This is a genomic window from Limosilactobacillus oris DSM 4864, assembly GCF_001434465.1.
Classification (GTDB): Bacteria; Bacillota; Bacilli; order Lactobacillales; family Lactobacillaceae; genus Limosilactobacillus; species Limosilactobacillus oris.
In genome coordinates, this window is record NZ_AZGE01000020.1 from 1 (window position 1) to 20,599 (window position 20,599).

24 protein-coding genes are annotated in these 20,599 nt (G+C 50.1%); all 24 read right to left on the reverse strand.

Features of this window, described 5'->3' with window-relative positions; genetic code table 11:
• Window positions 1-69: 69 nt before the first annotated feature.
• Window positions 70-909, reverse strand: coding sequence for a helix-turn-helix domain-containing protein (locus FC49_RS07070; protein ID WP_056984647.1), 840 nt, complete (start codon window positions 907-909; stop codon window positions 70-72).
• 238 nt (window positions 910-1,147) lie between these two features.
• Complete coding sequence (locus FC49_RS07075; protein WP_003711632.1) at window positions 1,148-2,281, reverse strand: D-alanine--D-alanine ligase family protein; 1,134 nt, start codon at window positions 2,279-2,281, stop codon at window positions 1,148-1,150.
• 163 nt (window positions 2,282-2,444) lie between these two features.
• The gene (locus FC49_RS07080; RefSeq protein WP_003711628.1) at window positions 2,445-2,744 is read right to left on the reverse strand and encodes a glycine cleavage system H family protein; all 300 of its coding nucleotides are present in this window, start codon (window positions 2,742-2,744) and stop codon (window positions 2,445-2,447) included.
• A gap of 12 nt (window positions 2,745-2,756) precedes the next feature.
• Entirely contained in the window at window positions 2,757-3,950 is a 1,194-nt protein-coding gene (locus FC49_RS07085; RefSeq protein ID WP_056984648.1) for an FtsW/RodA/SpoVE family cell cycle protein, read from the reverse strand.
• A 53-nt stretch (window positions 3,951-4,003) separates the two neighbouring features.
• Complete coding sequence (locus FC49_RS07090; protein WP_056984649.1) at window positions 4,004-4,228, reverse strand: DUF2969 domain-containing protein; 225 nt, start codon at window positions 4,226-4,228, stop codon at window positions 4,004-4,006.
• A 15-nt stretch (window positions 4,229-4,243) separates the two neighbouring features.
• On the reverse strand, window positions 4,244-4,480 hold the full coding sequence (gene yidD / locus FC49_RS09790) for a membrane protein insertion efficiency factor YidD (RefSeq protein ID WP_082603565.1): 237 nt from the start codon (window positions 4,478-4,480) through the stop codon (window positions 4,244-4,246).
• A 5-nt stretch (window positions 4,481-4,485) separates the two neighbouring features.
• Window positions 4,486-5,481 (reverse strand): rod shape-determining protein, encoded by a 996-nt coding sequence (mreB, locus tag FC49_RS07095; protein ID WP_003711629.1) that lies wholly within the window; start codon window positions 5,479-5,481, stop codon window positions 4,486-4,488.
• 96 nt (window positions 5,482-5,577) lie between these two features.
• Window positions 5,578-6,903, reverse strand: coding sequence for a UDP-N-acetylglucosamine 1-carboxyvinyltransferase (gene murA / locus FC49_RS07100; RefSeq protein ID WP_056984650.1), 1,326 nt, complete (start codon window positions 6,901-6,903; stop codon window positions 5,578-5,580).
• 17 nt (window positions 6,904-6,920) lie between these two features.
• Window positions 6,921-7,190, reverse strand: coding sequence for a DUF1146 family protein (locus FC49_RS07105; protein WP_176605855.1), 270 nt, complete (start codon window positions 7,188-7,190; stop codon window positions 6,921-6,923).
• A 167-nt stretch (window positions 7,191-7,357) separates the two neighbouring features.
• Entirely contained in the window at window positions 7,358-7,789 is a 432-nt protein-coding gene (locus FC49_RS07110; protein ID WP_003712857.1) for a F0F1 ATP synthase subunit epsilon, read from the reverse strand.
• A gap of 13 nt (window positions 7,790-7,802) precedes the next feature.
• Window positions 7,803-9,230, reverse strand: coding sequence for a F0F1 ATP synthase subunit beta (atpD, locus tag FC49_RS07115; RefSeq protein ID WP_056984651.1), 1,428 nt, complete (start codon window positions 9,228-9,230; stop codon window positions 7,803-7,805).
• A gap of 25 nt (window positions 9,231-9,255) precedes the next feature.
• Window positions 9,256-10,203, reverse strand: a complete 948-nt coding sequence (locus FC49_RS07120) for a F0F1 ATP synthase subunit gamma (protein WP_003712878.1) — start codon at window positions 10,201-10,203, stop codon at window positions 9,256-9,258.
• A gap of 37 nt (window positions 10,204-10,240) precedes the next feature.
• A complete protein-coding gene (atpA, locus tag FC49_RS07125; RefSeq protein ID WP_056984652.1) occupies window positions 10,241-11,773 on the reverse strand; it encodes a F0F1 ATP synthase subunit alpha in 1,533 nt (510 codons plus the stop codon).
• Window positions 11,774-11,805: 32 nt separating this feature from the next.
• Window positions 11,806-12,348: an ATP synthase F1 subunit delta gene (atpH, locus tag FC49_RS07130; protein ID WP_003712866.1), complete on the reverse strand. Its 543-nt coding sequence runs from the start codon at window positions 12,346-12,348 to the stop codon at window positions 11,806-11,808.
• On the reverse strand, window positions 12,338-12,856 hold the full coding sequence (gene atpF / locus FC49_RS07135) for a F0F1 ATP synthase subunit B (RefSeq protein WP_056984653.1): 519 nt from the start codon (window positions 12,854-12,856) through the stop codon (window positions 12,338-12,340). The genes atpH and atpF overlap by 11 nt, the downstream gene beginning before the upstream one ends.
• Window positions 12,857-12,902: 46 nt before the next feature.
• Window positions 12,903-13,121, reverse strand: coding sequence for a F0F1 ATP synthase subunit C (gene atpE / locus FC49_RS07140; protein ID WP_003666561.1), 219 nt, complete (start codon window positions 13,119-13,121; stop codon window positions 12,903-12,905).
• 24 nt (window positions 13,122-13,145) lie between these two features.
• Complete coding sequence (gene atpB, locus FC49_RS07145) at window positions 13,146-13,853, reverse strand: F0F1 ATP synthase subunit A (protein ID WP_056984654.1); 708 nt, start codon at window positions 13,851-13,853, stop codon at window positions 13,146-13,148.
• Between the two features lie 401 nt (window positions 13,854-14,254).
• Entirely contained in the window at window positions 14,255-15,013 is a 759-nt protein-coding gene (locus tag FC49_RS07150) for a YibE/F family protein (RefSeq protein WP_056984655.1), read from the reverse strand.
• Window positions 15,010-16,125, reverse strand: a complete 1,116-nt coding sequence (locus tag FC49_RS07155) for a YibE/F family protein (RefSeq protein WP_003712798.1) — start codon at window positions 16,123-16,125, stop codon at window positions 15,010-15,012. The genes FC49_RS07150 and FC49_RS07155 overlap by 4 nt, the downstream gene beginning before the upstream one ends.
• A gap of 119 nt (window positions 16,126-16,244) precedes the next feature.
• Window positions 16,245-16,880: a uracil phosphoribosyltransferase gene (gene upp, locus FC49_RS07160; protein WP_003712850.1), complete on the reverse strand. Its 636-nt coding sequence runs from the start codon at window positions 16,878-16,880 to the stop codon at window positions 16,245-16,247.
• 92 nt (window positions 16,881-16,972) lie between these two features.
• Window positions 16,973-18,001, reverse strand: coding sequence for an L-threonylcarbamoyladenylate synthase (locus FC49_RS07165; RefSeq protein ID WP_056984656.1), 1,029 nt, complete (start codon window positions 17,999-18,001; stop codon window positions 16,973-16,975).
• Window positions 18,002-18,006: 5 nt separating this feature from the next.
• Entirely contained in the window at window positions 18,007-18,876 is an 870-nt protein-coding gene (gene prmC / locus FC49_RS07170; protein WP_056984657.1) for a peptide chain release factor N(5)-glutamine methyltransferase, read from the reverse strand.
• The gene (gene prfA / locus FC49_RS07175; RefSeq protein ID WP_056984658.1) at window positions 18,869-19,957 is read right to left on the reverse strand and encodes a peptide chain release factor 1; all 1,089 of its coding nucleotides are present in this window, start codon (window positions 19,955-19,957) and stop codon (window positions 18,869-18,871) included. The genes prmC and prfA overlap by 8 nt, the downstream gene beginning before the upstream one ends.
• Before the next feature lie 3 nt (window positions 19,958-19,960).
• On the reverse strand, window positions 19,961-20,548 hold the full coding sequence (locus tag FC49_RS07180) for a thymidine kinase (RefSeq protein ID WP_003712862.1): 588 nt from the start codon (window positions 20,546-20,548) through the stop codon (window positions 19,961-19,963).
• Window positions 20,549-20,599 lie beyond the last annotated feature (51 nt).

Consider the following 20,599-nt stretch of genomic DNA (forward strand, 5'->3'; position numbering starts at 1 on the left):
CATCAGTACTTCTTGACGAAGAGCCTTAAAATAGCAAAGAGGCTGGGAATTAACTCAGCCTCTTATAATCTATAATTTTGCAAGTTCGTCAGCGATGCTCTCTTCGTTGAGCTTCCCGTGACAGGCGATACTAAGGCTCTTCGCCACTTCGAGTGCCTGCTTGGCCTTCTCCTTTTCACCCATGGCGATGTAGGCCCGACCAACGTACAGGTATAATTGATCAAGGATAAAGAGTGAGTCCCGGTCCCGGCAGAGCTGAATTCCCCGCTGGGCACTTGCCAACGCCTTTTCAGGCTCACCTAAGCGCCAGTAGAGCTCGGCAATCTGGCAGTTAATTGAAGCCCACTGGTGCAGACTCCCAATCAACTTCTTGTTGTCAATTAGCTTAACCGCCCGGTCAGTCAAACGGACAGCCCGTTCATGGTCATCCCGTTTCAGGTAGGCCAAGGCCATCCCCGCCGTGGTCATTGCCAGGTAAATGTTGGCGCTGGTCGTCGCAAATTGAGTTAAAACAAGTTCAAAGTTGAAAATCGCATCATCAATCTGGTCCTGACTAATCTGCACCATCCCGAGCAGGTAGTAGTACCGTTGCTTATCAAAGTCACTATTCAAACTTTTAATGCTAATCTTTGAAATGAGTTGCTTTGCCAAGTCATACTCTTGGTCTGTCAAGGCGTCGATAATCTGGTTAAAGGTATCGTTAACGCCACTCACTTCATTTTCCACGATCCGGTCCGGTTGAATGTTGAGACGTTCGCAAATCGCCGTCAAAATATCCATCTTGGGCAACCGGTTCTGTTTCTCCATTAAACTAATCGTCGCTTGGGTACAAATCCCTTCAGCTAATGCCGTCTGCGATAACCCCCTCTTGCGGCGAATTTGTTTTAACACATCTCCACGTAGTCTCATTGGTTACCATCCTCGATTAATTATTATTTTTATTGTCCTTTTAATCCACTAAACATAATTGTTCTGCTATTACTTTACTAATTATTATAGCACTAGTTGTAATAATTTCCGCAAAAAACGCTTGTCCGCTTTTCAACCACTAACTGTAAAAGGGTAAGCAAGCCATTTTTTATTTTATAACTATTAACCGTTTTGTCAAATCAGCATTAGTATCTTGACTAAAAAGACGATTTATGAGTTAGTCGTTGTATTTCTTCTGACCAACATGCTCCGTTCCTAATTCACGGAAATCATATTTAATTTGACTGTTTCGTTTAAACTCTGCTAAACCAAGTTCAATCAGGCGGTCAATCAGGTCTGAATACGAAATGCCAGAAACTTCCCACATCTGCGGGTAGAGGCTGATGTTAGTAAAGCCAGGCAGGGTGTTCGGCTCGCTCAGGTATGGAATATTGTTGGAATCAACCAGGAAGTCAATCCGTGAGAGTCCCTTCATGCCCAGAACCCGGTACGCTTTCAACGCCATCTCCGTAATTTCGTCAGTTAAGTACTGCGGTAACTTCACCGGCAGTTCAAAGACCACGCCGCTGGCATCGACAAACTTGTTTTCGTAGTCATAGAAAGGATCGCTTTCAGGTACCCGAACGGCCCCCAGCTTAGAGGCTACCGGGTGCTCATTGCCTAAAATAGAAATTTCAATTTCCTGTGGCCGGTCAAGCCCCTTCTCTGCTAAAACCTTAAAGTCATACTTGAAGGCATCTTTAAGCGCCGCGGCGTACTCTTCAGCGTTCGTTACCCGGTGAATTCCCACCGACGATCCTTGCCGGGCTGGCTTGATAAAGATCAGGTTGCCGAGTTCTTCCTCTAACCGTCCCCAGGAATATTCGGCCTGGTTTTCCGGTGTCAGCAGGACGTACGGGGTATTCCTGATTCCAGCCTCGTTTAACATCTTCTTGGTCAGGTCCTTGTCAAAGGAAAGGGCACTGGCAGAAATACCGGACCCGACGTAAGGCTTCTTCAGCAGTTTAAACAGGCCCTGAATAGTCCCATCTTCCCCCAGGTTCCCGTGAATGACCGGGTAGAAGAAGTCGACCGCTTCCAGCTCGTTCAGCGCCATAATTGGGGCCAGCGGCCGGTCGAGGTCCATGTGCTGGTAAGCATCCGCTACCACCTGGTCTTCGGGTTCCCCATCAAAGATTCGTTGGGAGTAAGCATTATCCAGCAGGATGCCATCCTTAGTGAACATAAAGAGGCTGACATCATACTTGTCCTTGTCCATGGCATCATAAATATTATGTGCTGACCGTTTAGAAACATCATGTTCAGATGAATTGCCACCAAACAATAAAGCAACACGTAATTTCTTTGTCATTTGAAATACCACCTTAATTAAATATTATTATAACTTCAAACCGATTTCCTCGAACCATTAGTATAGCATGAAACAGGTTCCAGACCAAGCTGTAATATAACTGGCGGTAAAAAAATTCCAAAATTCCTGGACAGGAATCTCAGAGTTTTTACTTCAAGGCTGGTTACTTCACCGTCACGATCCAGTTTTGCTGGTCGTCACTGCTCGAAAGGTCTTCCGGCTGGTCAGCCAGCTTTTCGTTGACGGCAACGATTGTCCCCGCGACTGGGCTTTCCAAGTCGGTAACGGCCTTTTCAGCTTCTACGGAAATAAACTTTCCCCCGACTTCTAGTTCCGTGCCGGCTGCCGGCAGGTCGATAAAGCTGACTTCTCCCAGGTCATCGCGCCCCTGGTCGTTTAAGCCCACCTGGGTCGTCCCATCAGCCTGCTGCTTCGTCCAAAAATACGTATTCTTTGTTGCCATTGTGCAATCTCCTTATCTAAATTCCTGGTTGCTGCTAAACATGTAGGAATGGTGGTGGTACCGCATCGACATCACCATTCCGATCCCAATCAGGTTACCGATCAATGATGACCCCCCGGCACTGATGAAGGGCAGCGGGATCCCAGTCAACGGCAGTAAACCGATGTTCATCCCGATGTTTTCAAAAACGTGGAAGAGGATCATCATAATGACCCCGGTTGAGATATAGGCGTAGAATTCGTTCTTCGTATCAAAGGTTACCCGGATCATCAAGTAAATCAGCAGCAGGTAAATCAAGATCAGTAAGACCCCGCCGATAAAGCCGAAGTTTTCCCCAATCACCGAGAAAATCATGTCGGATTCTCGAACCGGCACGTACACCTTGGAATTGTTAAAACCCGTCCCGGTAATTCCACCGGAACCGACGGCCTTGATACTCTGCCACAGCTGGTAACCCTGGTTAGTCGTATCCTGTTCCGGGTGCAGCCAGGTGTCAACCCGGTCAAACTGGTAGGCTTGGAAGCCAATGTGCTCCAAAATGGTCCGACCGACTGTACTGGTAACCATCGCCAGTACGGCGCCACCAACCGCACTCACCCCAATAATTGCTGGGGCTAAGATTCGCCAGGTCACCCCGGAGACCAAAACCATCCCCGCAAAAATAGCACAGAATACCAGCGCGGTCCCAAAGTCGTTTTGAAAGTGAAGGGAGATCAGGACCGGCAGGAGCCATAGGAACATCGTCCCAATCAGGCGCCAATCGGATTGGACGGTGTGGACAGGATAACGGTTATTATGAGTTGTAATGACCCGCCCCATCATCAGGATGTAGGCTGGCTTCATAATTTCCGACGGCTGGAAAGTAAACGGCCCGATGGCGAACCAACTCTTGGCCCCGGTATTAACGTAGTACGACCGGCTATAAAATACCAGGATCGCAAACATCAGAAAAATACTGAACCAGTAGACAATCGGTGCCAGTTTCCAGAGCTGCTCCGAGTCAAACTGCATAATGACCACCACCAGGATGGTCCCAATGATGTACCAGACCAGTTGAGTAATTACCTGCCGGGCGACACTGGTCGGCTGCTGGTCGTGAACCGCCGCCACGTAAATCGACGCGAGGCCGATCAAGGCAAGCATGAGCACACAGAAAATAATTCCCCAGTCAAGCCGACTTTCCTCATCATTTTGCGAATGTTGCATTACCTAACTCCTTTATACCAGATTTTTTCACAAGAAAACTTGCGACCATTAACCTACCGCTGGTGGAGATGGTATTGCTGCAGGACCATTTCCAGGCCCTCTTCTTGTGAGCGGACGTTGAATTCACTCTGGTCGGCCACTAAGACGGCCTTAAACCGTTCATTGGCGGTAACGACCTCCCCAATCAGTCGTCGGCCGATGAAAATCTGCTGGACCGGCTGGTTGTGTCGTTCAATGTCCTTAACGCTTACTTCAATCTTTTTATCTTTCTTTGCCACTTTTTCACCTTTTCATTAATGCTGCCGCTGAAACGTAAAGTGTTCCGGCACGGGGTCATAGCCACCCCGGCAAAACGGTTGACACCGCAGGAGCCGGGCAATGCCCAGTAATAGTCCCTTGAGGCCAAAGCGCTGCAAGGCCTCTATCATATACTGAGAACACGTAGGAGAGAACCGGCAGACCCGGTATGGGCGGCGCGCCGAAACGCCCCGTTGGTACCAGCGGACGAGGTTACATAGTAAGTGAACCATTCACATTACTTCTTTTTGCTATCAGTCTTTTGCATCCGTTCCAGCATCTCGCCGGCCCCCTTGGCAACGTTATCCAGTGGGTCCTGAGAAACGACTACCGGAACCTTGAGGCGGGAGCTGAAGAGTTGGTCAAGTCCGTTTAGGAGCGAGGTCCCACCAGTGAGAACGATTCCCCGGTCAATGATGTCACTCGCCAGTTCAGGCGGGATGGTTTCCAAAACGTTGATTGTGGCCGTGACAATCTGGTCGAGGGTATCGTGGAGGGCTTCTTCGATTTCGTTTTGGTTAACAGTGATCTGCTTTGGCATCCCACTGGCAACGTCCCGACCACGAACATCCATCTCCTTGGGGTCGTCGACCTGCAGGGCCGTCCCGATTTCCATCTTGATGTTTTCAGCGGTGTGCTCGCCAATTACCAGACCATGCTTGTCCTTAATGTAGGCGGCGATGTTACTGTTCATCTTGTCCCCGGCGAGACGGATGGATTGACTAGCCACAATGTCCCCCAAGGAAAGGATGGCAATGTCACTGGTTCCCCCACCCATATCGATGACCATGCTGCCGCGCGGCTTGAAGATATCCAAGCCAGCACCGATGGCCGCTACTTTCGGCTCGTATTCCAGGTAGACCTTGCCGCCACCAGACTGCTCAGCCGCTTGGATGATCGCCTTCCGTTCGATTTCAGTAATATTAGTTGGCGCACAGATCATGATATTCGGCTTCGACATGAACCCCTTAACACTCAGCTTGCCGATGAAGTAGGAAAGCATCTCCTGGGTAACGTCAAAGTCTGAAATGACCCCGTTCTTGAGCGGACGAATTGCCCGAATGTTGCTGGGAGTCCGCCCCACCATCCGGTACGCTTCTGAGCCGACCGCTAGTACTTTATTGGTCTGGGTGTCAATTGCGACAACAGATGGTTCGTTCAAGACAATGCCCTTGCCCTGTACATAAATCAGAACGTTGGCCGTCCCCAAATCAATTCCAATATCTTTAGCCATTCAACTTATCTCCTTTGTGCTTTAACTTGATGTTACTCCCTGGCAATAGTTGCCAGGTAACTAGATTGACAATATCGTTGGTATTATACCACAAATTTACTCCGGCTCACTGCCCTTGTTTTCTTGACGCGGCTGTTCTGGCTTGATTTTAAACTTCTCTTTAACATCAAACCGGTCAATCTGGGCACCCAGCTGGTGAAGTTTCTGATAAAAATCGTAGTAGCCCCGGTCCAGACACTGGGGATTGCACACCTGGGTAATTCCCGTCGCTGCTAAACCGGCTAGGACTAAGGCTGCTCCAGCACGGAGGTCCGTTGCGGCCACCTCCGTCCCGCTAAAGCGGGTCGGGCCGTCAAGGATTGCAACCGAGCCCGCGATTTGGAAGTCCGCATTCATCCGGCGCAGCTCTTCTAAGTGGTTAAAGCGCTGCTCAAAGACGTGTTCTTCCATTGTGCTGGTACCATTTGCCAGCAGTTGGAGAACGGTCATTTGTGGCTGCAAATCGGTTGGAAATCCCGGATAGGGCATTGCCTTAACACTTGCTGGAATCAGGACAGACGTCCCCAAGACGCGGATACCGTCTTCCTGCTTAATCACCGTCACGCCCATTTCTTCCAGCTTGGCAATCAAAGAGGTATTGTAGGCGGCAGCCGCGTTTCGCACGATAACGTCACCATTGGTTACCGCCGCGGCCAGCATCCAGGTCCCCGCCTCAATCCGGTCTGGTGCAACTGTATATTCCGCACCGTGGAGGTAGTAGACTCCCTGAATCCGGATAACCTTGCTCCCGGCTCCGTGCACCCGGCCGCCCATCTTATTAAGCAGGTTAGCCAATTCCACGATTTCCGGTTCACAGGCGGCGTTTTCAATGGTCGTAATTCCCTCGGCCATTGTCGCCGCCATCATCAAGTTTTCCGTTGCCCCCACACTAGGAAAGTCGAGGGTAATCCGTGAACCTACCAGGTGGTCACAGCGAGCATCAATAAAACCAGCATCCTGCTTGATGGTGGCCCCAAGTTTGCGCAGCCCCGCCAGGTGGAGGTCAATTGGCCGCGCACCGATTGAACAGCCCCCCGGCAAGGCAATCCGGGCCTGCCCGGTTCGAGCCAATAGCGGTCCCATTACCAACAGCGACGCCCGCATCTGGTTAACGTATTCAAACGGGGCTTCCGAGGACAGGGGGACACTCCCGTTGATGACCAGTTGGCGCTGCTTTTCCCCGTAAGCCGTCTTGAGGTTGAGGAAACGAAGCAGGCGGTTCATCAGCTGGACATCGGTGACCGGAGGAACGTTATTTAAGGTGACGGTTCCCTGAACCGCCAGGATTGCCGCCGCTTGCAGTGGCAATACAGCGTTTTTTGAGCCCTCAACAGTGACCTGCCCCCGTAATGGTCGGCCACCCTTAATGATTATCTTTTCCATTTTCTCCTCCGTCCCCCTCAGCGAACCAAGTAAGTCAAGTTACCAATTGCCGTTAAAATCCCCAAAAAGAAGTTGGCACACAGGTAGCCAATTGCAGTTGACAATAGCACAATCGCTAACGGCAGCGTTCGCGGCGGCCGCTTAAACAGCCGCTCGACATGAAAGCCTTGGATTGCCGTAAATGCCAGCCAGATAAAAATAAATTGCACAATAATTTCCAATAGAGCGTGGATCCCCGTCATCTGCACTTGATCGCCTTCTTTATAGAATAAACTAAATTGTATGATAGCATACGGGCAGGGAAAAAAGACCGTTCCCGCCAAAGTTTAACTTTTTATTAAAAGCCGCCATCCTTTAAGGGCATAAAAAAAGCGGCTGTTAAGTAAGCACTTAGCAGCTGCTTTGTTTTGCTAGGAGCCGGCACGCCCCTACCATGACTAATCAAGATAGCCAATTATTCTTTATTGCTGTACTTTGATGCGTTCAAACGGTTAATTGCCCGTTTAAGGTGGACTTCCGCCCGCGCCAGTTCGTCACTATCATGACGAGCCTTGGCTTCCTTAATAGCTTCTTCTGACCGTTCCTTCGCACTTTGGGCTCGTTCGACATCAATTCGTTCGGGCAATTCAGCACTATCCGCGGCAATCAACGCCTCGTGACCATCAAACTGGATGATCCCGCCGTTGACCGCTGCGACTTCGTCTTCGCCTTCAGCATGCTTAATCCGAACAACACTGATTTCCAGAGAAGCAAGCAATGGCACGTGGTTCGCCATGATTCCCATTTGCCCACCAGCGGTGTTCATGACAATCATCGTCGCCTCGTCATTGTTGTAGACGGTGCCATCAGGAGTAATAATCGTGACCTTAAATTTACTATCAGCCATCCGTTATCCCTCCTTAGTTGTTTGCGTCGTCTGTGTCAGCGTCTGCCTTTAATTTCTTTGCTTTTTCGACAGCATCATCAATCGTTCCGACCAGCCGGAATGCTTCTTCTGGCAGGTCATCGTACTTACCATCAAGAATGGCCTTGAAGCCCTTAACAGTATCCTTTAATGGAACGTACTTACCGGGAGTCCCCGTGAACTGTTCAGCGACACTGAAACTCTGGGAAAGGAAGTTTTGAATCCGCCGTGCCCGGGCAACAATCGTCTTTTCTTCATCGGACAATTCATCCATCCCCAAGATAGAGATGATGTCTTGCAATTCATGGTACCGTTGAAGAACGTGTTGAACCTGGGTGGCAACTTCGTAGTGTTCCTTACCAACGATTTCTGGAGTCAGCGCAGTTGAGGTTGATTCCAGTGGATCCACGGCTGGGTAAATCCCGATTTGGGTCAGCCGCCGTTCCAGGTTAGTCGTAGCGTCCAAGTGGGCGAAAGTCGTTGCAGGAGCTGGGTCGGTGTAGTCATCGGCAGGCACGTAAACGGCCTGGATTGACGTAATGGACCCCTTCTTAGTAGAAGTAATCCGTTCCTGCAACTGTCCCATTTCAGTAGCCAGCGTTGGTTGGTAACCAACGGCAGAAGGAATCCGCCCCAGGAGGGCAGAAACTTCTGAACCGGCTTGGGTAAACCGGAAAATGTTATCGATGAACAAGAGCACGTCTTGGCCCTTCACATCACGGAAGTATTCCGCAATCGTCAAACCAGTCAGGGCAACCCGCATCCGGGCACCAGGTGGTTCGTTCATCTGACCATAAACCATGGCCGTCTTTTCCAGAACCCCGGAGGCCTTCATTTCGTAGTACATATCGTTACCTTCACGGGTCCGTTCACCAACACCCGTGAAGACAGAAATACCATTGTGGCCTTGGGCAATATTGTGAATCAATTCCTGAATCAAAACGGTCTTACCAACACCGGCACCACCGAACAGACCAATCTTACCACCACGAACATATGGAGCCAGCAGGTCAATAACCTTGATCCCGGTTTCCAGGATTTCCGTGTTGTTGTTTAATTCGTCGTATTTTGGTGCGTCACGGTGAATAGGCATCCGCTTTGCATCAGGGCCAAATTCCGGTCCATTGTCAACTGGTTCACCTAAGACGTTAAATACTCGTCCCAGAGTATCATCACCAACTGGCACACTAATTGATGCGCCAGTGTTTTCTACTTCCATGCCCCGTTGCAGACCATCGGTTCCGTCCATGGCAATCGTCCGCACGACACCGTCACCCAATTCCAGGGCAACTTCAGTCGTTAAGGTCTTGTCATCACTTTCCTTGATCTTTAACGCGTCATTAATTTCAGGAAGTTTTCCGTCTAAGGGGAATTCAACATCGACAACAGGTCCGATAACTTGTACAACTTTACCAGAACTCATGTTGTTTCCTCCTACGTTAGAAATATTATTCTTGGGCAGTCATCCCACCGGTAATTTCGGTAATTTCGGTGGTGATGGCTGCTTGCCGTGCACGGTTATACTGCAATTCCAGCGTTGAAATAATGTCATCAGCATTATCAGTAGCGGAACGCATTGCATTCGCACTTGAGGAATGCTCGGATGTCTTGGCATCCAGCAGTGCACCATAAATCAAGCTTTCTGCATACTGGGCAACCAGTGCAGAAACAATCACCGTATCTGACGGTTCAAACTCGTATTCAGCTGAGACGTGGGCAGAAGTAACGTCACTGTTATCCAGTGCGGACTTCTTATCTGGCAGGTTGCCCGCCGCATCCAGCAGGGAGTCTTCGGTAATCGGTAAAACCTTGTGCGCAATGACCTTGGATGAAATCCGGTTAACGTAGTGACTGTAAACCAGATACATTTCATCAAATACTTGGTCATTGTACATTTGGACTGCGGTCCGGACAATCGGCAAGGCTTTGCGGAACGTCGGCACATCGGTCACCCCGGTGTACTGGTAAATAATGTTCATTCCGCGCTTCTTGAAAAATTCCGTCCCGGTTTTACCAATTGTCAGAAAAACGGTGTTGTCCTTGTTCAGCTTGTGTTCATCCATCAGTGCCAGGGTTTGCTTGATAATGTTACTGTTATAGCTCCCTACCAAGCCCCGGTCTGAGGTGACCACAAAGATTCCAGTCTTCTTTACTGGACGCTTTTTAAATAGTGCAGCGTAAACATCGTCCTGCGAGGCGGCAGATGTGGCACTGTGAGATTTAACCAGATCAGCCAACATCTGCTTAACCTTCTCCGCATAGACTTCGTAGGTTTGAGTATGGTGTTGAATTTGATTCAGTTTGGCAGTTGAGACCATCTGCATGGCAGAGGTGATCTGCCGGGTACTCCGTGTCGACTCAATTTTATGTTTAACTGCAGCAAGTGAAGCTGGCACTAAATCTCACCGTCCTTTCGACTAGTATTAATCAACATTACTTTTCAGCAGCTTTTTGCTGGTCATCACTGGTCTGGAAGGACTTGGTGAAGTCAGCTACCGCGTTCAGCAGGTCATCGCCTTCTGGCAACTTCCCGGTCTTTTGAATACTGTCGTAAAGGTCCTGGTGATTGGCGTGCATGTACGCAGCTAATTCGCTTTCGTAACGCTGAACGTCTGCCAACGGAATCTTATCAATGAACCCGTGTGACAGGGCAAACAGGGTTACAACCTGTTGACTAACCGTTTGTGGTTCGTGCAGGCCCTGCTTCAGGACTTCCATCGTCCGTTGACCACGGGCCAGCTTAGCCTGGGTCGCTTCATCCAGGTCAGAACCGAACTGGGCAAAGGATGCCAATTCGTTGTAGGAAGCGATATCCAAACGCAAGGTCCCGGCAACCTTCTTCATTGCCTTTACTTGAGCGTCACCACCAACCCGGGAAACGGAAGTCCCGGCATCAATGGCTGGCCGCTGCCCGGCGTAGAATTCATCGGAATCCAAGAAAATCTGACCATCGGTGATGGAAATAACGTTCGTTGGAATGTAGGCGGAAACGTCCCCCGCTTGGGTCTGAATGATTGGCAGGGCAGTCATTGAACCACCGCCAAGGTCATCTGACAGGCGGGCAGCCCGTTCCAGCAACCGTGAGTGGGTGTAGAAGATATCACCTGGGTAGGCTTCACGACCTGGTGGCCGCCGCAAAATCAGGGAAAGTTCACGGTAGGCATCGGCCTGCTTGGAAAGGTCATCATAAATGATCAGGACATCCTTGCCGCCGAACATGAACTCTTCACCCATCGCTGCACCGGCATATGGCGCAATGTACAGCATTGGTGCTGGGTTCGAAGCACTGGCGGAAACAACGATCGTATAGTCCAAGGCACCGTAACGACGCAGGGTTTCTACGTTTGCCCGGACAGTTGATTCCTTCTGACCAATGGCAACGTAAATACAAATTACGTCCTGGTCCTTCTGGTTAATGATCGTATCAAGAGCAATCGCGGTCTTCCCGGTCTTCCGGTCACCAATGATCAACTCACGCTGACCCCGACCAATTGGAACCAAGGCATCAATCACCTTAATCCCGGTTTGCAGAGGAACGCTAACACTCTTCCGCTCCATAACCCCTGGAGCCTTCCGTTCAATTGGACGCGTCTTGGTCGTCTTGATTTCACCCAGGCCGTCAATTGGACGACCAAGGGGATCAACAACCCGTCCCAGTAATTCATCACCGACGGGCACTTCCATGATTCGACCCGTCCGTTTAACAGTGTCACCTTCACGAATGCCGCTGAAGTCACCTAAAATAACGATACCAACATCATTACTTTCGAGGTTTTGGGCCATCCCGTAAACACCGTTGCTAAATTCGAGCAACTCACCAGCGATGACGTTTTCCAAGCCGTCAGCACGAGCAACACCATCACCAACGTAGGTTACCATCCCAGTTTCTTCAACGGAAACTTGGTTTTGGTAGTTGGCAAGCTGTTTCTTGATGAGTGAACTGATTTCCTCAGTTTTAATGCTCATAAAGGTCTCACCTCTTTAACAAAAGATCTAAATTATCTAACTAGTAAACGACGAATTTGCTTAATCTTTGAGCTGAGACTACCGTCAAGCGTCTTATGATCCGCGTGGACGATAACCCCACCTAAAATTGCAGGATCGACATGCTCGTTTAAGACAACCTCGTTCGCGCCGAAACGCTTGGCCAGGTTATCCGCGAGCTGGTCCCGTTGTTGTTTATCGAGTTGGATCGCTGTAACAACGTCGGCATGCATCCGCTTGTTACGCTGGTCATACCGCCGTTCAAACTCATCAATAATTGCGACCAGGCAATCAATGCGGCCGTAATCAAAAAGCATCTGAATCAGGTTTTGCACGTACTGGGAAGCTCCCTCTTGCAAAGCATTGACCAGGGCTTTTTTATCGGCGAAGGACATTTGGACACCCGCTAAGGCCCCCTCTAATCCCTCATTGTCCTCAAAGACTTGGCGTAAAGCAATCAATTCTTGATAAGTCTGATCGATTTCGTTGTCTGCATCGACCAATTCAAACAGTGCCCGGGCATAGCGGCGGGCGACCGTCTTCTTATCAAGACTCATGATCTACCAACCCTTCGATGTAGGAGTCGATCAATTCTTTTTGATCGTCTGCCTTTAATTCTTTTTGGATGAGTTTGGAAGCAATCTCAATAGATAAGTTTGCAACGTCATCCTTAGCACCATTCAACGCGTCACGCCGCGCTTGTTCAGCATCTTGTTGCGCTTGTTGTTTAAGTGCTTGAGCATCGTTTTGTGCTGCCTCAACAATTTGTGCTCGTTGTGTTTCAGCCGACTTCTTGGCATTGTTGACAATGTCAGCAGCTTCTTGACGTGAATTTTGCAGTTCTACTTGGCGCTTAGCGGCCATCTTTTCCGCACTCTCGCGGGACTTGGCAGCATTGTCGATATCACTGGCAATCTTGTCAGCCCGCTTCTTCATCATGTCAGTAACTGGGCCCCAAGCGAAGTGCTTGACCAGCAACATCAGGATAATGAAGGTGACAATGTAGAAGATCAGGTCACCAACGTATAAACTGTTTGATTCAGCTAACACATTGTTCACAAACATCTATTGACACCTCCTTGTCTAAATAAAAAATAAGTGATTGCAATAATTACTTGTTCATAACAAGGAAGCCGATAACGATCGCAATGATCGGCATGGCTTCAATCAAACCAACACCGATGAACATCGTTGCTTGTAAACGACTTTGTAATTCTGGTTGACGAGCGATACTGTCAACAGTGTGACCGATTAAGATACCATCACCAATACCACCACCGATAGCGGCACCCATAGCAGCGAGTCCTGCAGCAATTGCACCTAATGCCATTTTAAAATTCCTCCTTAGAGATTATTATTCGGAAACCTTCCGAGAAATATAAACCGTCGTTAATGTTACAAAGACATATGCCTGGATTGAACCAATGAATACCGAGAAACCTTGCCATGCAAGCTCCAACAGCAATCCGGGAATAATTGTCAATGCACCGTGTGAAAAGGCCATGTTGGCAATTAAACTCATTAAAAGTTCACCAGCAAAAATGTTACCAAAGATACGGAGACCCAGCGTCAAGAAGTTAGCAAAGTCTTCAATGATGTTAACCGGCATCATCAGCAAGAATGGCTTCGTGTAGCCCTTCAAGTAGCCACCCAGACCGTTGTGAGCCACACCGGCAAAGTGGGCTAAGGCCATTACCATCAGTGAGAACGTTAACGTGACAACAGGGTCCGCCGTTGGACTTCTAAGCACTTCCGCACCGTTCCAGTGAAACTGGAAGATCAGACCGAATTGGTTAGCGAAGAAGATGAAGACAAAGAGAACGAAGGCAAAGAAACTGTAATGGCCCTGTTCTGATGCCGGCATCTGGCTCCGGACAATCCCGTTGGTAAAGTCGACCAGCCATTCAAAAACGTTTTGCGCACCGGTCGGCTTCATTTTGATCTTTCGTGACATCCCGTAAAGAGTGAAGAACACGATTGCGTAGATAATCAGTCCAGAAACGATGTTCGTTGTATTGAACGTGAGTCCCCAAAGCTTAAAAGTTAAAGCATCACCGCCCATTCATATTCCACCTCTTTCCTTATAACAATAATTTGGCTGTAAATTGGAAAACGTCGCAAAGAAAACGAATTAGCCCAAGTTACGATAGTTAATATATCATTATTTGCCGTAAATTTCAAAAAACATTAGACAAATAGGACAAATCTGATTAACTGTTTGGCCGCGTCATGACGCGCTTTCGATGTTGTTTCGGCGCTTGTTGGAATTGGTTTATTAATCATACTAACTGAATTTTAATCCGTTCCATTATCAGGATTTAACCCAGTCAGGAAGTCAAACCCGGCCGATCCTAGAGAGATTCCCGTGACGAGCTGCGGGGTTAAGTAAAACACCCCCAATCGGCCGGCAAGCTGATTGGAGGTGTTTCTTCAAACCTTCACGGGGATGGCAGTTTTTTTCTTTTACTCCGGGGTGACTTTTCCGCGCCGCTTGGTCATTATCCAGGCCGTCGTGGGGACCGTCAGCAGGACCCCGATAAAGGAAATTAGGACTTCTATCATCTCAGCTACAAAAATTTTATTATTCATAATCGTCCCCAGCGAATAGTGCAAACCGGCAAACCAGATGAAGAGGGCCAAAAAGCCGCCAAAGAAGCCGAAGAACAAGGTATTGAGCGTAGTCCCGATAATTTGACGGCCAATCGCCATCCCACTCCGCAGCAGCTGCTGGTTGCTGACATCCGGGTGGTTTGTGAGAATCTCCGTCAGGCCTGCCGCAATTGCCATTGCCGCTTCAGCAATCGCCCCCAGCGTGCTGAGGGTCGTTACCGTGATCAGCACCTTGAAGTAGCTGATACCAATCAGAATCGACATTCCCTCCAGGTCATCGCTGTCCTCAGTTCCGAATCCCTGGACCAAGGCCCAGTGTTCAACGAGGAAGATCAGAAGGATCAGAACCGCGGTCACGATGAGCGAAGCGTAAAAGGCCGTCACCGTCGTCCGCAAGTCGTCTTCCCCCATAAAGATCGTTACCGCGAGGATAATAATCCCGGTCGTCACCGTCACGAAGAGCGGCGGCACATGAAAAGCAATCAAAATAATTGCAAAGTAAAGGAAGCCAAAGTTCAGCAAGAGGCTCAAAAAGGCTGTCCACCCCTGCTTGCCCCCTACCAGCACCATCAATACCAGCAGTACTAACCCTAAAGCTGTAATTGTACTCATTTCGTCGTCCGCCTCCCTAGTAAAAGTGCTCCAAAGCCGCTGACTAATGGCACGGCCAAGACGATCCCAATCCCGCTCACTAAGCTCTGGACGGTACCAAGGCTCATGTTCATTGCAAAGGTATAGCCCCAAGAATTACCATTTTTAATGTAGAGCAGGCTAGAGGTAAAGGTTTCCGCCATAAAAATCAGGAAGAGCACGTTCACCAACGGTCCCATAATTGACTTCCCGACGCTGCGTCCCGACAGGAAAAGCTGAAGCCGTGAGACCGTCGGGTTGAGCTGCTTCAGCTCAAAGAGGGTGGCAATAATGTCACTGGATTCATCCATTACTGCCCCCAGAGAGCCCAGTAAGGTTTCTGCCAGGAAGAGCGGCCGTGGAACCTGGGTCACATACTGCATCGATTCATAGTAGATTCCCCGCTCGTGGGTCCAGGCGAAGACCAGCAGGCTCACCCCTAAGGCGGTAAAAGTACCGATAATCGTCGCCGCTGTGGTTGCCAGCATTTTCTTGGTCGGTCCTAGAATTAGCAGGAGGCTGACCACGGTAAAAATAACCGCCAGGCTCCCGAAAATCAACATGACGTGCTCACCGTTATTTTTCAGGTCAATTATAATTGCCAGGATAAAGAGCAGCGTGTTGACCAGGACGCTGACCAGGGCCAGGGCTCCCGCGCTCCCCATCATCATTAGCAGGAGCAGGCAGACCAGCCAAAAAAGAAAGACAGTGACCCCGTCACGCTTATAGCCCGCGACGTTAGCACTCAGGTGACCGTGGTGCTTTTTCAGCTGGTTCAAAAAAAGCTGGTCCCCCCGGTGGTAGCGAAGGTCCATTGGCTGTGAATCACTATAAGTATTGGTAACCGTTAGCCGCTGGCCGCGCTCCGCCGTGTTCAGGAGCCGTACCGTCAAGGTCTGCTGGTGTTGGTGGTCGACGTTTTGAAACTGGTCACTGGTCCGGCGAACCGCTCCAGTCTGAACCCGTTCTACCCGGGCAATCGGCCGCTTGTAAAATTGCTGGTTATGGCTGGTAAAGAATAAGGCCGCCACCCCTGCTATGATCAGGACCAGCAGTAAAACTAGCCGCCCCCGCGACCAGTAGTGCTCTAACATCTTGGGCATCCCCTTCATTTCAAACTAATTGTCATTGTACCCTTTTCTGAACAATAAAAAAGCAACCGTCCGTAAGTTTTACCTTTTCGTAACGGTTGCTTTCTTTCACATTGAACAGTCTACTTGGTTCCGAAGAGCCGGTCACCGGCATCCCCTAATCCTGGAACAATATAGCCATCAGCGTTGAGGTGATCATCCAGGCCCGCGGCGTAAATATCCACGTCAGGGTAGGCTTCCCGAACCGCCTTAACCCCTTCAGGTGCAGCTACCAGGCAGGCAAACTTCATGTTCTTCTCCTGGCAACCCCGCTTCTTCAGGGCTTCAATGGCCATCATGGCAGAACCACCGGTTGCCAGCATCGGGTCGACGATGAATAGCTGCCGCTCAGTAATATCGTTGGGCAGCTTGACAAAGTACTCGTGCGGCTTGAGCGTCTTTTCATCCCGATACATTCCAATAAAGCCAATCTTAGCTGCCGGAATCAGGTCCGTCATCCCATCAACCATGCCGAGCCCGGCCCGGAGGATTGGAATAATGGCAACCTTTTTCCCGGCTAGTTCCTTCTTAGTGGTCTTGGCAATTGGTGTCTCGACCTCAACGTCTTTGAGCGGCATATCCCGTGCCACCTCGTACGCCATCAGGGTTGAGATTTCCTTCACCGTTTCCCGGAAAAATTTTGTTCCGACGTTCTTATCACGAATCATCGTCAACTTATGCTGGATCAGTGGGTGATCCATAACTTCGAATTTACCCATGCCAAAAACACTCCTTTGAATTTCTCCACTATTTTACCAAAAAAAATGAGAAGTTGTTAGCTCCTCACCAGATTTTTTCGTTTCTTTGCTCATTATTTTACTTGCGCCGGGTCAAAGTGAACCCCACCGGCCGACTTATTGAGCCGGTTCATGTAGGCCCGGCCCAGGTTCTTCGCGGTAAAGGCCTCCGTGACGATTGCCTTGACATTTGGCTGGTCATCAAACCCCCGCAAGCCGTCAAATAGACGGGCACTGGCGTCTTCAACCCCGGTTCCCAACGAGAACTGGACGGCATTCATCGGCAGGGTCAGTTGCTGAAGGATTCGTTCTTCAGCCATTACCCCAACGTCAAACGGTTGTTGGGCAACCCACTTGGCAACTTTAGCCCAGTCAGTCCCCTCGTCGACAATGTAAACCTGAGCGCTCGGGGCGTAGTGCTTGTACTTCATTCCGGGAGCTTTCGGTGTTTCGTTCTTGCCAACCTTATGGTGGTTAAGGTCGATTGACCCGATTACTCCTTCGATGTCCTGCTTGGTAACGGCACCCGGCCGTAAAATTACCGGGGTCGCAGTGGACATATCCAAGACCGTCGATTCTACCCCAACCCGGGTCGGTCCATCATCCAAGATTCCAGTGATCTTACCATTCAAGTCATGGTAGACATGCTGGGCGGTCGTCGGGCTCGGTTTGCCCGAAGTATTAGCTGACGGGCCCACAATCGGGACACCGGCTTTGCCAATCAGGTCGAGCGTCGGCTGGTTATCCGGGAAGCGGAAGGCAACCGTAGACAATCCGCCGGTCACCGTCTTGGAGAGTGCGCCCTTCTTGATTTTCAGAATGATCGTCAAGGAACCGGGCCAAAACGCGGCCATCAGTTTGCGGGCGTTGGCCGGAATTTCTGCCGCGTACTTTTCCACCATCGCCACCGAATTTACGTGGACAATCAGCGGGTTGTCGCTTGGCCGTCCCTTAGCCAGGTAAACATTCTTTACCGCTGGCTCGTTCGTGGCGTCAGCACCTAAGCCGTAAACCGTCTCCGTCGGGAAGGCTACCAGCTCCCCCCGCTGAATGGCGGCAGCGGCTTCGTCAATTTGGTTTAGCTGATAAATCTTCGTATTCATTCTTGCTAATTTCCTCCTGTGCCAGAAAAATCCCATGCGTGTATCATCCTCATTTTACCGGCCACATCATGGCGTACTGCCAGCTGGGCCTGTTGATCACACTGCTTCAACAGTGCTTGAATACTCTTTTCTTGGTCATAACCCGTCTCACCAAAGAGCTGTCCGCCCGGCCGCAGGTAGTTGCCAGCAAGCTCAAAGAGCCGGCGGTAAAAGCCTAAACCGTGTTCATCAGCAAAGAGGGCAATTGGCGGTTCGTGGTCCAGCACTGCCTGATCCATCACCGCCGTGTCGACAGGGTCAATGTAGGGCGGATTAGTCACGATCAGGTCATAGCGCTGGCCTGCCAAGTTCGTAAAGAGGTCGCTCTCCACCAGTGGCAACGACAACTGGTGCTGTCGAACATTTTCCCGGGCCACTGCCAGGGCTGCCGATGAAATATCGCTCAATGTTACCGACCAGCGGGGGCGTTCCAAAGCAAGGGTGATCCCGATTACCCCGCTACCAGTCCCCAAATCCAGCACGCGCAGCTGATGGTCGGCGGGCTGGCTAGCAAGGACCCAGTCGACCAGTTCGGCCGTCTCTGCTTCCGGCACCAGAACCGCTGGTGTGACCTTGAATTGGCGTCCATAAAACGTTGTCTGCCCAACGATGTACTGGGCCGGAACGTGGTTGAGCAGTTGGTCAACTGCCGTGCGGAACCATTCGGCCTCCGCAGCCGGCATTACGTCCCGGTTATGCAGTAGCAAGTGGGTAGTGTCCCAGCCATGCCGCTGTTCTAGTAAAAACTGCGGTGCATGCGGGTCAATCTCACTCGCCGCCAGCTGTCTGGCTGCCCACCGCTGGGCGGCAAAGTATGTCCAAGGCTGGCTATTCATTCCGCAGCTGCTCCAGCTTTTCGGCCTGGTCTGCCACGATCAGGGCCTCGATAATTTCATCTAATTCCCCCGCCATGATCTTATCCAGCTTGTTGAGGGTCAGGCCAATCCGGTGGTCAGTTACCCGGTTTTGCGGGTAGTTGTAAGTCCGGATCCGTTCGGAACGGTCCCCCGTTCCGATAGCATTCTTCCGCTGTTCATCGTATGCACTTTGTTCTTTTTGCTGGTAGTAGTCATAGACCCGCGACTTCAAAATCCGCATCGCCTTGGCCCGGTTTTGCTGCTGGGACCGCTCGTCTTGCATGGCGACCACGATTCCAGTTGGCAAGTGGGTCATCCGGACCGCGGACGAGGTCTTGTTGACGTGCTGACCACCGGCACCACTGGACCGGTAAACATCAACCCGAATATCCTTTGGATCAATATCCACATCCACGTCCTCAGCTTCTGGCATCACCCCGACGGTTGCAGTGGAGGTGTGAACCCGGCCGGCGGACTCAGTTACCGGTACCCGCTGGACCCGGTGCGCGCCGTTTTCAAACTTCAACTTGGAGTAGACATTATTCCCGGTAATCATCAGGGCAATTTCCTTAAAGCCGCCGACTTCGGTCTCGTTTTTATCGACCACTTCGACCTTCCAGCCCTGCTTTTCCGCGTAGTGAAGGTACATATTATAGAGGTCGGCCGCAAAGAGGCTGGCTTCGTCCCCACCGGCAGCTCCACGGATTTCCATGATGATGTTCTTATCATCATTCGGATCCTTAGGAATCAGCAGGACTTCCAGTTCCTTTTCCAATTGTTCTTGCCGGTCCTTGGATTCCGCCAGTTCGTCTTTCGTCATCGCCGCCAGGTCCGGGTCGTCGGTCTCCCGAAGCATTTCCTCGTCATCCTTGATGGTTTGGGTAACCTGCTTATATTCGTTATACTTTTCAACGGTTTCACGCAGGCTCCCCTCTTCCTTTGATAACTTCATGAAGCGTTGGGAATCCGCGATCACCTCTGGGTCGCTGATCAGTTCGTTTAGCTCATCGTACCGGTCAGCAACCGCCTGGAGTTTATCGAAGATTTCTGAAATTTCCATTGGTTAATCCTCCTCTTTCTTCTCTAATACTGGGTGAAAGTAGTGCTTACGGCAGACCGGATAGTACGACTCATTCCCGCCAATCTGGACCTGCTCACCCTCGTAGACTGGCTTGCCATCATGAATCCGCAGGTTCATCGTTGCCTTGTGCGGGCAGAACCAGCAAATCGTTTTCATTTCCTCAATCTTATCAGCGTAAATCAAAAGGTACTTCGAGCCCTCAAAGAGCTCATTGCGGAAGTCATTCTTGAGGCCAAACGCCATCACGGGAATGTTGAGGTCATCCACAATCCTGATTAGCTGTAAGATATGCGCCTTTTTTAAAAACTGGGCTTCATCAATCAACACGCAATAAACGTGGTGGTCAATATTCTTAACATAATTATAAATATTAGTGTCATCCATGACTGGCTGCACCCGGCGTTTCAGGCCGATCCGACTGGCGATAATCCCTTGTCCAGAGCGGTTATCGACCCCACTGGTCATCAGTACTACCGGCTTACCCTGCTCCTCATAGTTATGGGCAACCTTGAGGATGTCAATGGACTTCCCCGAATTCATTGCACCGTATTTGAAAAATAGCTGTGCCACGTCTACTTGCTCCTTTTTTCGCATAGTAATTTCATTATATCTGAAAGACCG

Coding starts and splice junctions, on each gene's coding strand:
- FC49_RS07070 (WP_056984647.1), bottom strand. CDS start 909: ATGAGACTACGTGGAGATGTGTTAAAACAAATTCGCCGCAAGAGGGGG.
- FC49_RS07075 (WP_003711632.1), bottom strand. CDS start 2,281: ATGACAAAGAAATTACGTGTTGCTTTATTGTTTGGTGGCAATTCATCT.
- FC49_RS07080 (WP_003711628.1), bottom strand. CDS start 2,744: ATGGCAACAAAGAATACGTATTTTTGGACGAAGCAGCAGGCTGATGGG.
- FC49_RS07085 (WP_056984648.1), bottom strand. CDS start 3,950: ATGCAACATTCGCAAAATGATGAGGAAAGTCGGCTTGACTGGGGAATT.
- yidD (WP_082603565.1), bottom strand. CDS start 4,480: ATGGTTCACTTACTATGTAACCTCGTCCGCTGGTACCAACGGGGCGTT.
- mreB (WP_003711629.1), bottom strand. CDS start 5,481: ATGGCTAAAGATATTGGAATTGATTTGGGGACGGCCAACGTTCTGATT.
- murA (WP_056984650.1), bottom strand. CDS start 6,903: ATGGAAAAGATAATCATTAAGGGTGGCCGACCATTACGGGGGCAGGTC.
- FC49_RS07110 (WP_003712857.1), bottom strand. CDS start 7,789: ATGGCTGATAGTAAATTTAAGGTCACGATTATTACTCCTGATGGCACC.
- atpD (WP_056984651.1), bottom strand. CDS start 9,230: ATGAGTTCTGGTAAAGTTGTACAAGTTATCGGACCTGTTGTCGATGTT.
- atpA (WP_056984652.1), bottom strand. CDS start 11,773: ATGAGCATTAAAACTGAGGAAATCAGTTCACTCATCAAGAAACAGCTT.
- atpH (WP_003712866.1), bottom strand. CDS start 12,348: ATGAGTCTTGATAAGAAGACGGTCGCCCGCCGCTATGCCCGGGCACTG.
- atpF (WP_056984653.1), bottom strand. CDS start 12,856: ATGTTTGTGAACAATGTGTTAGCTGAATCAAACAGTTTATACGTTGGT.
- atpE (WP_003666561.1), bottom strand. CDS start 13,121: ATGGCATTAGGTGCAATTGCTGCAGGACTCGCTGCTATGGGTGCCGCT.
- atpB (WP_056984654.1), bottom strand. CDS start 13,853: ATGGGCGGTGATGCTTTAACTTTTAAGCTTTGGGGACTCACGTTCAAT.
- FC49_RS07150 (WP_056984655.1), bottom strand. CDS start 15,013: ATGAGTACAATTACAGCTTTAGGGTTAGTACTGCTGGTATTGATGGTG.
- FC49_RS07155 (WP_003712798.1), bottom strand. CDS start 16,125: ATGTTAGAGCACTACTGGTCGCGGGGGCGGCTAGTTTTACTGCTGGTC.
- upp (WP_003712850.1), bottom strand. CDS start 16,880: ATGGGTAAATTCGAAGTTATGGATCACCCACTGATCCAGCATAAGTTG.
- FC49_RS07165 (WP_056984656.1), bottom strand. CDS start 18,001: ATGAATACGAAGATTTATCAGCTAAACCAAATTGACGAAGCCGCTGCC.
- prmC (WP_056984657.1), bottom strand. CDS start 18,876: ATGAATAGCCAGCCTTGGACATACTTTGCCGCCCAGCGGTGGGCAGCC.
- prfA (WP_056984658.1), bottom strand. CDS start 19,957: ATGGAAATTTCAGAAATCTTCGATAAACTCCAGGCGGTTGCTGACCGG.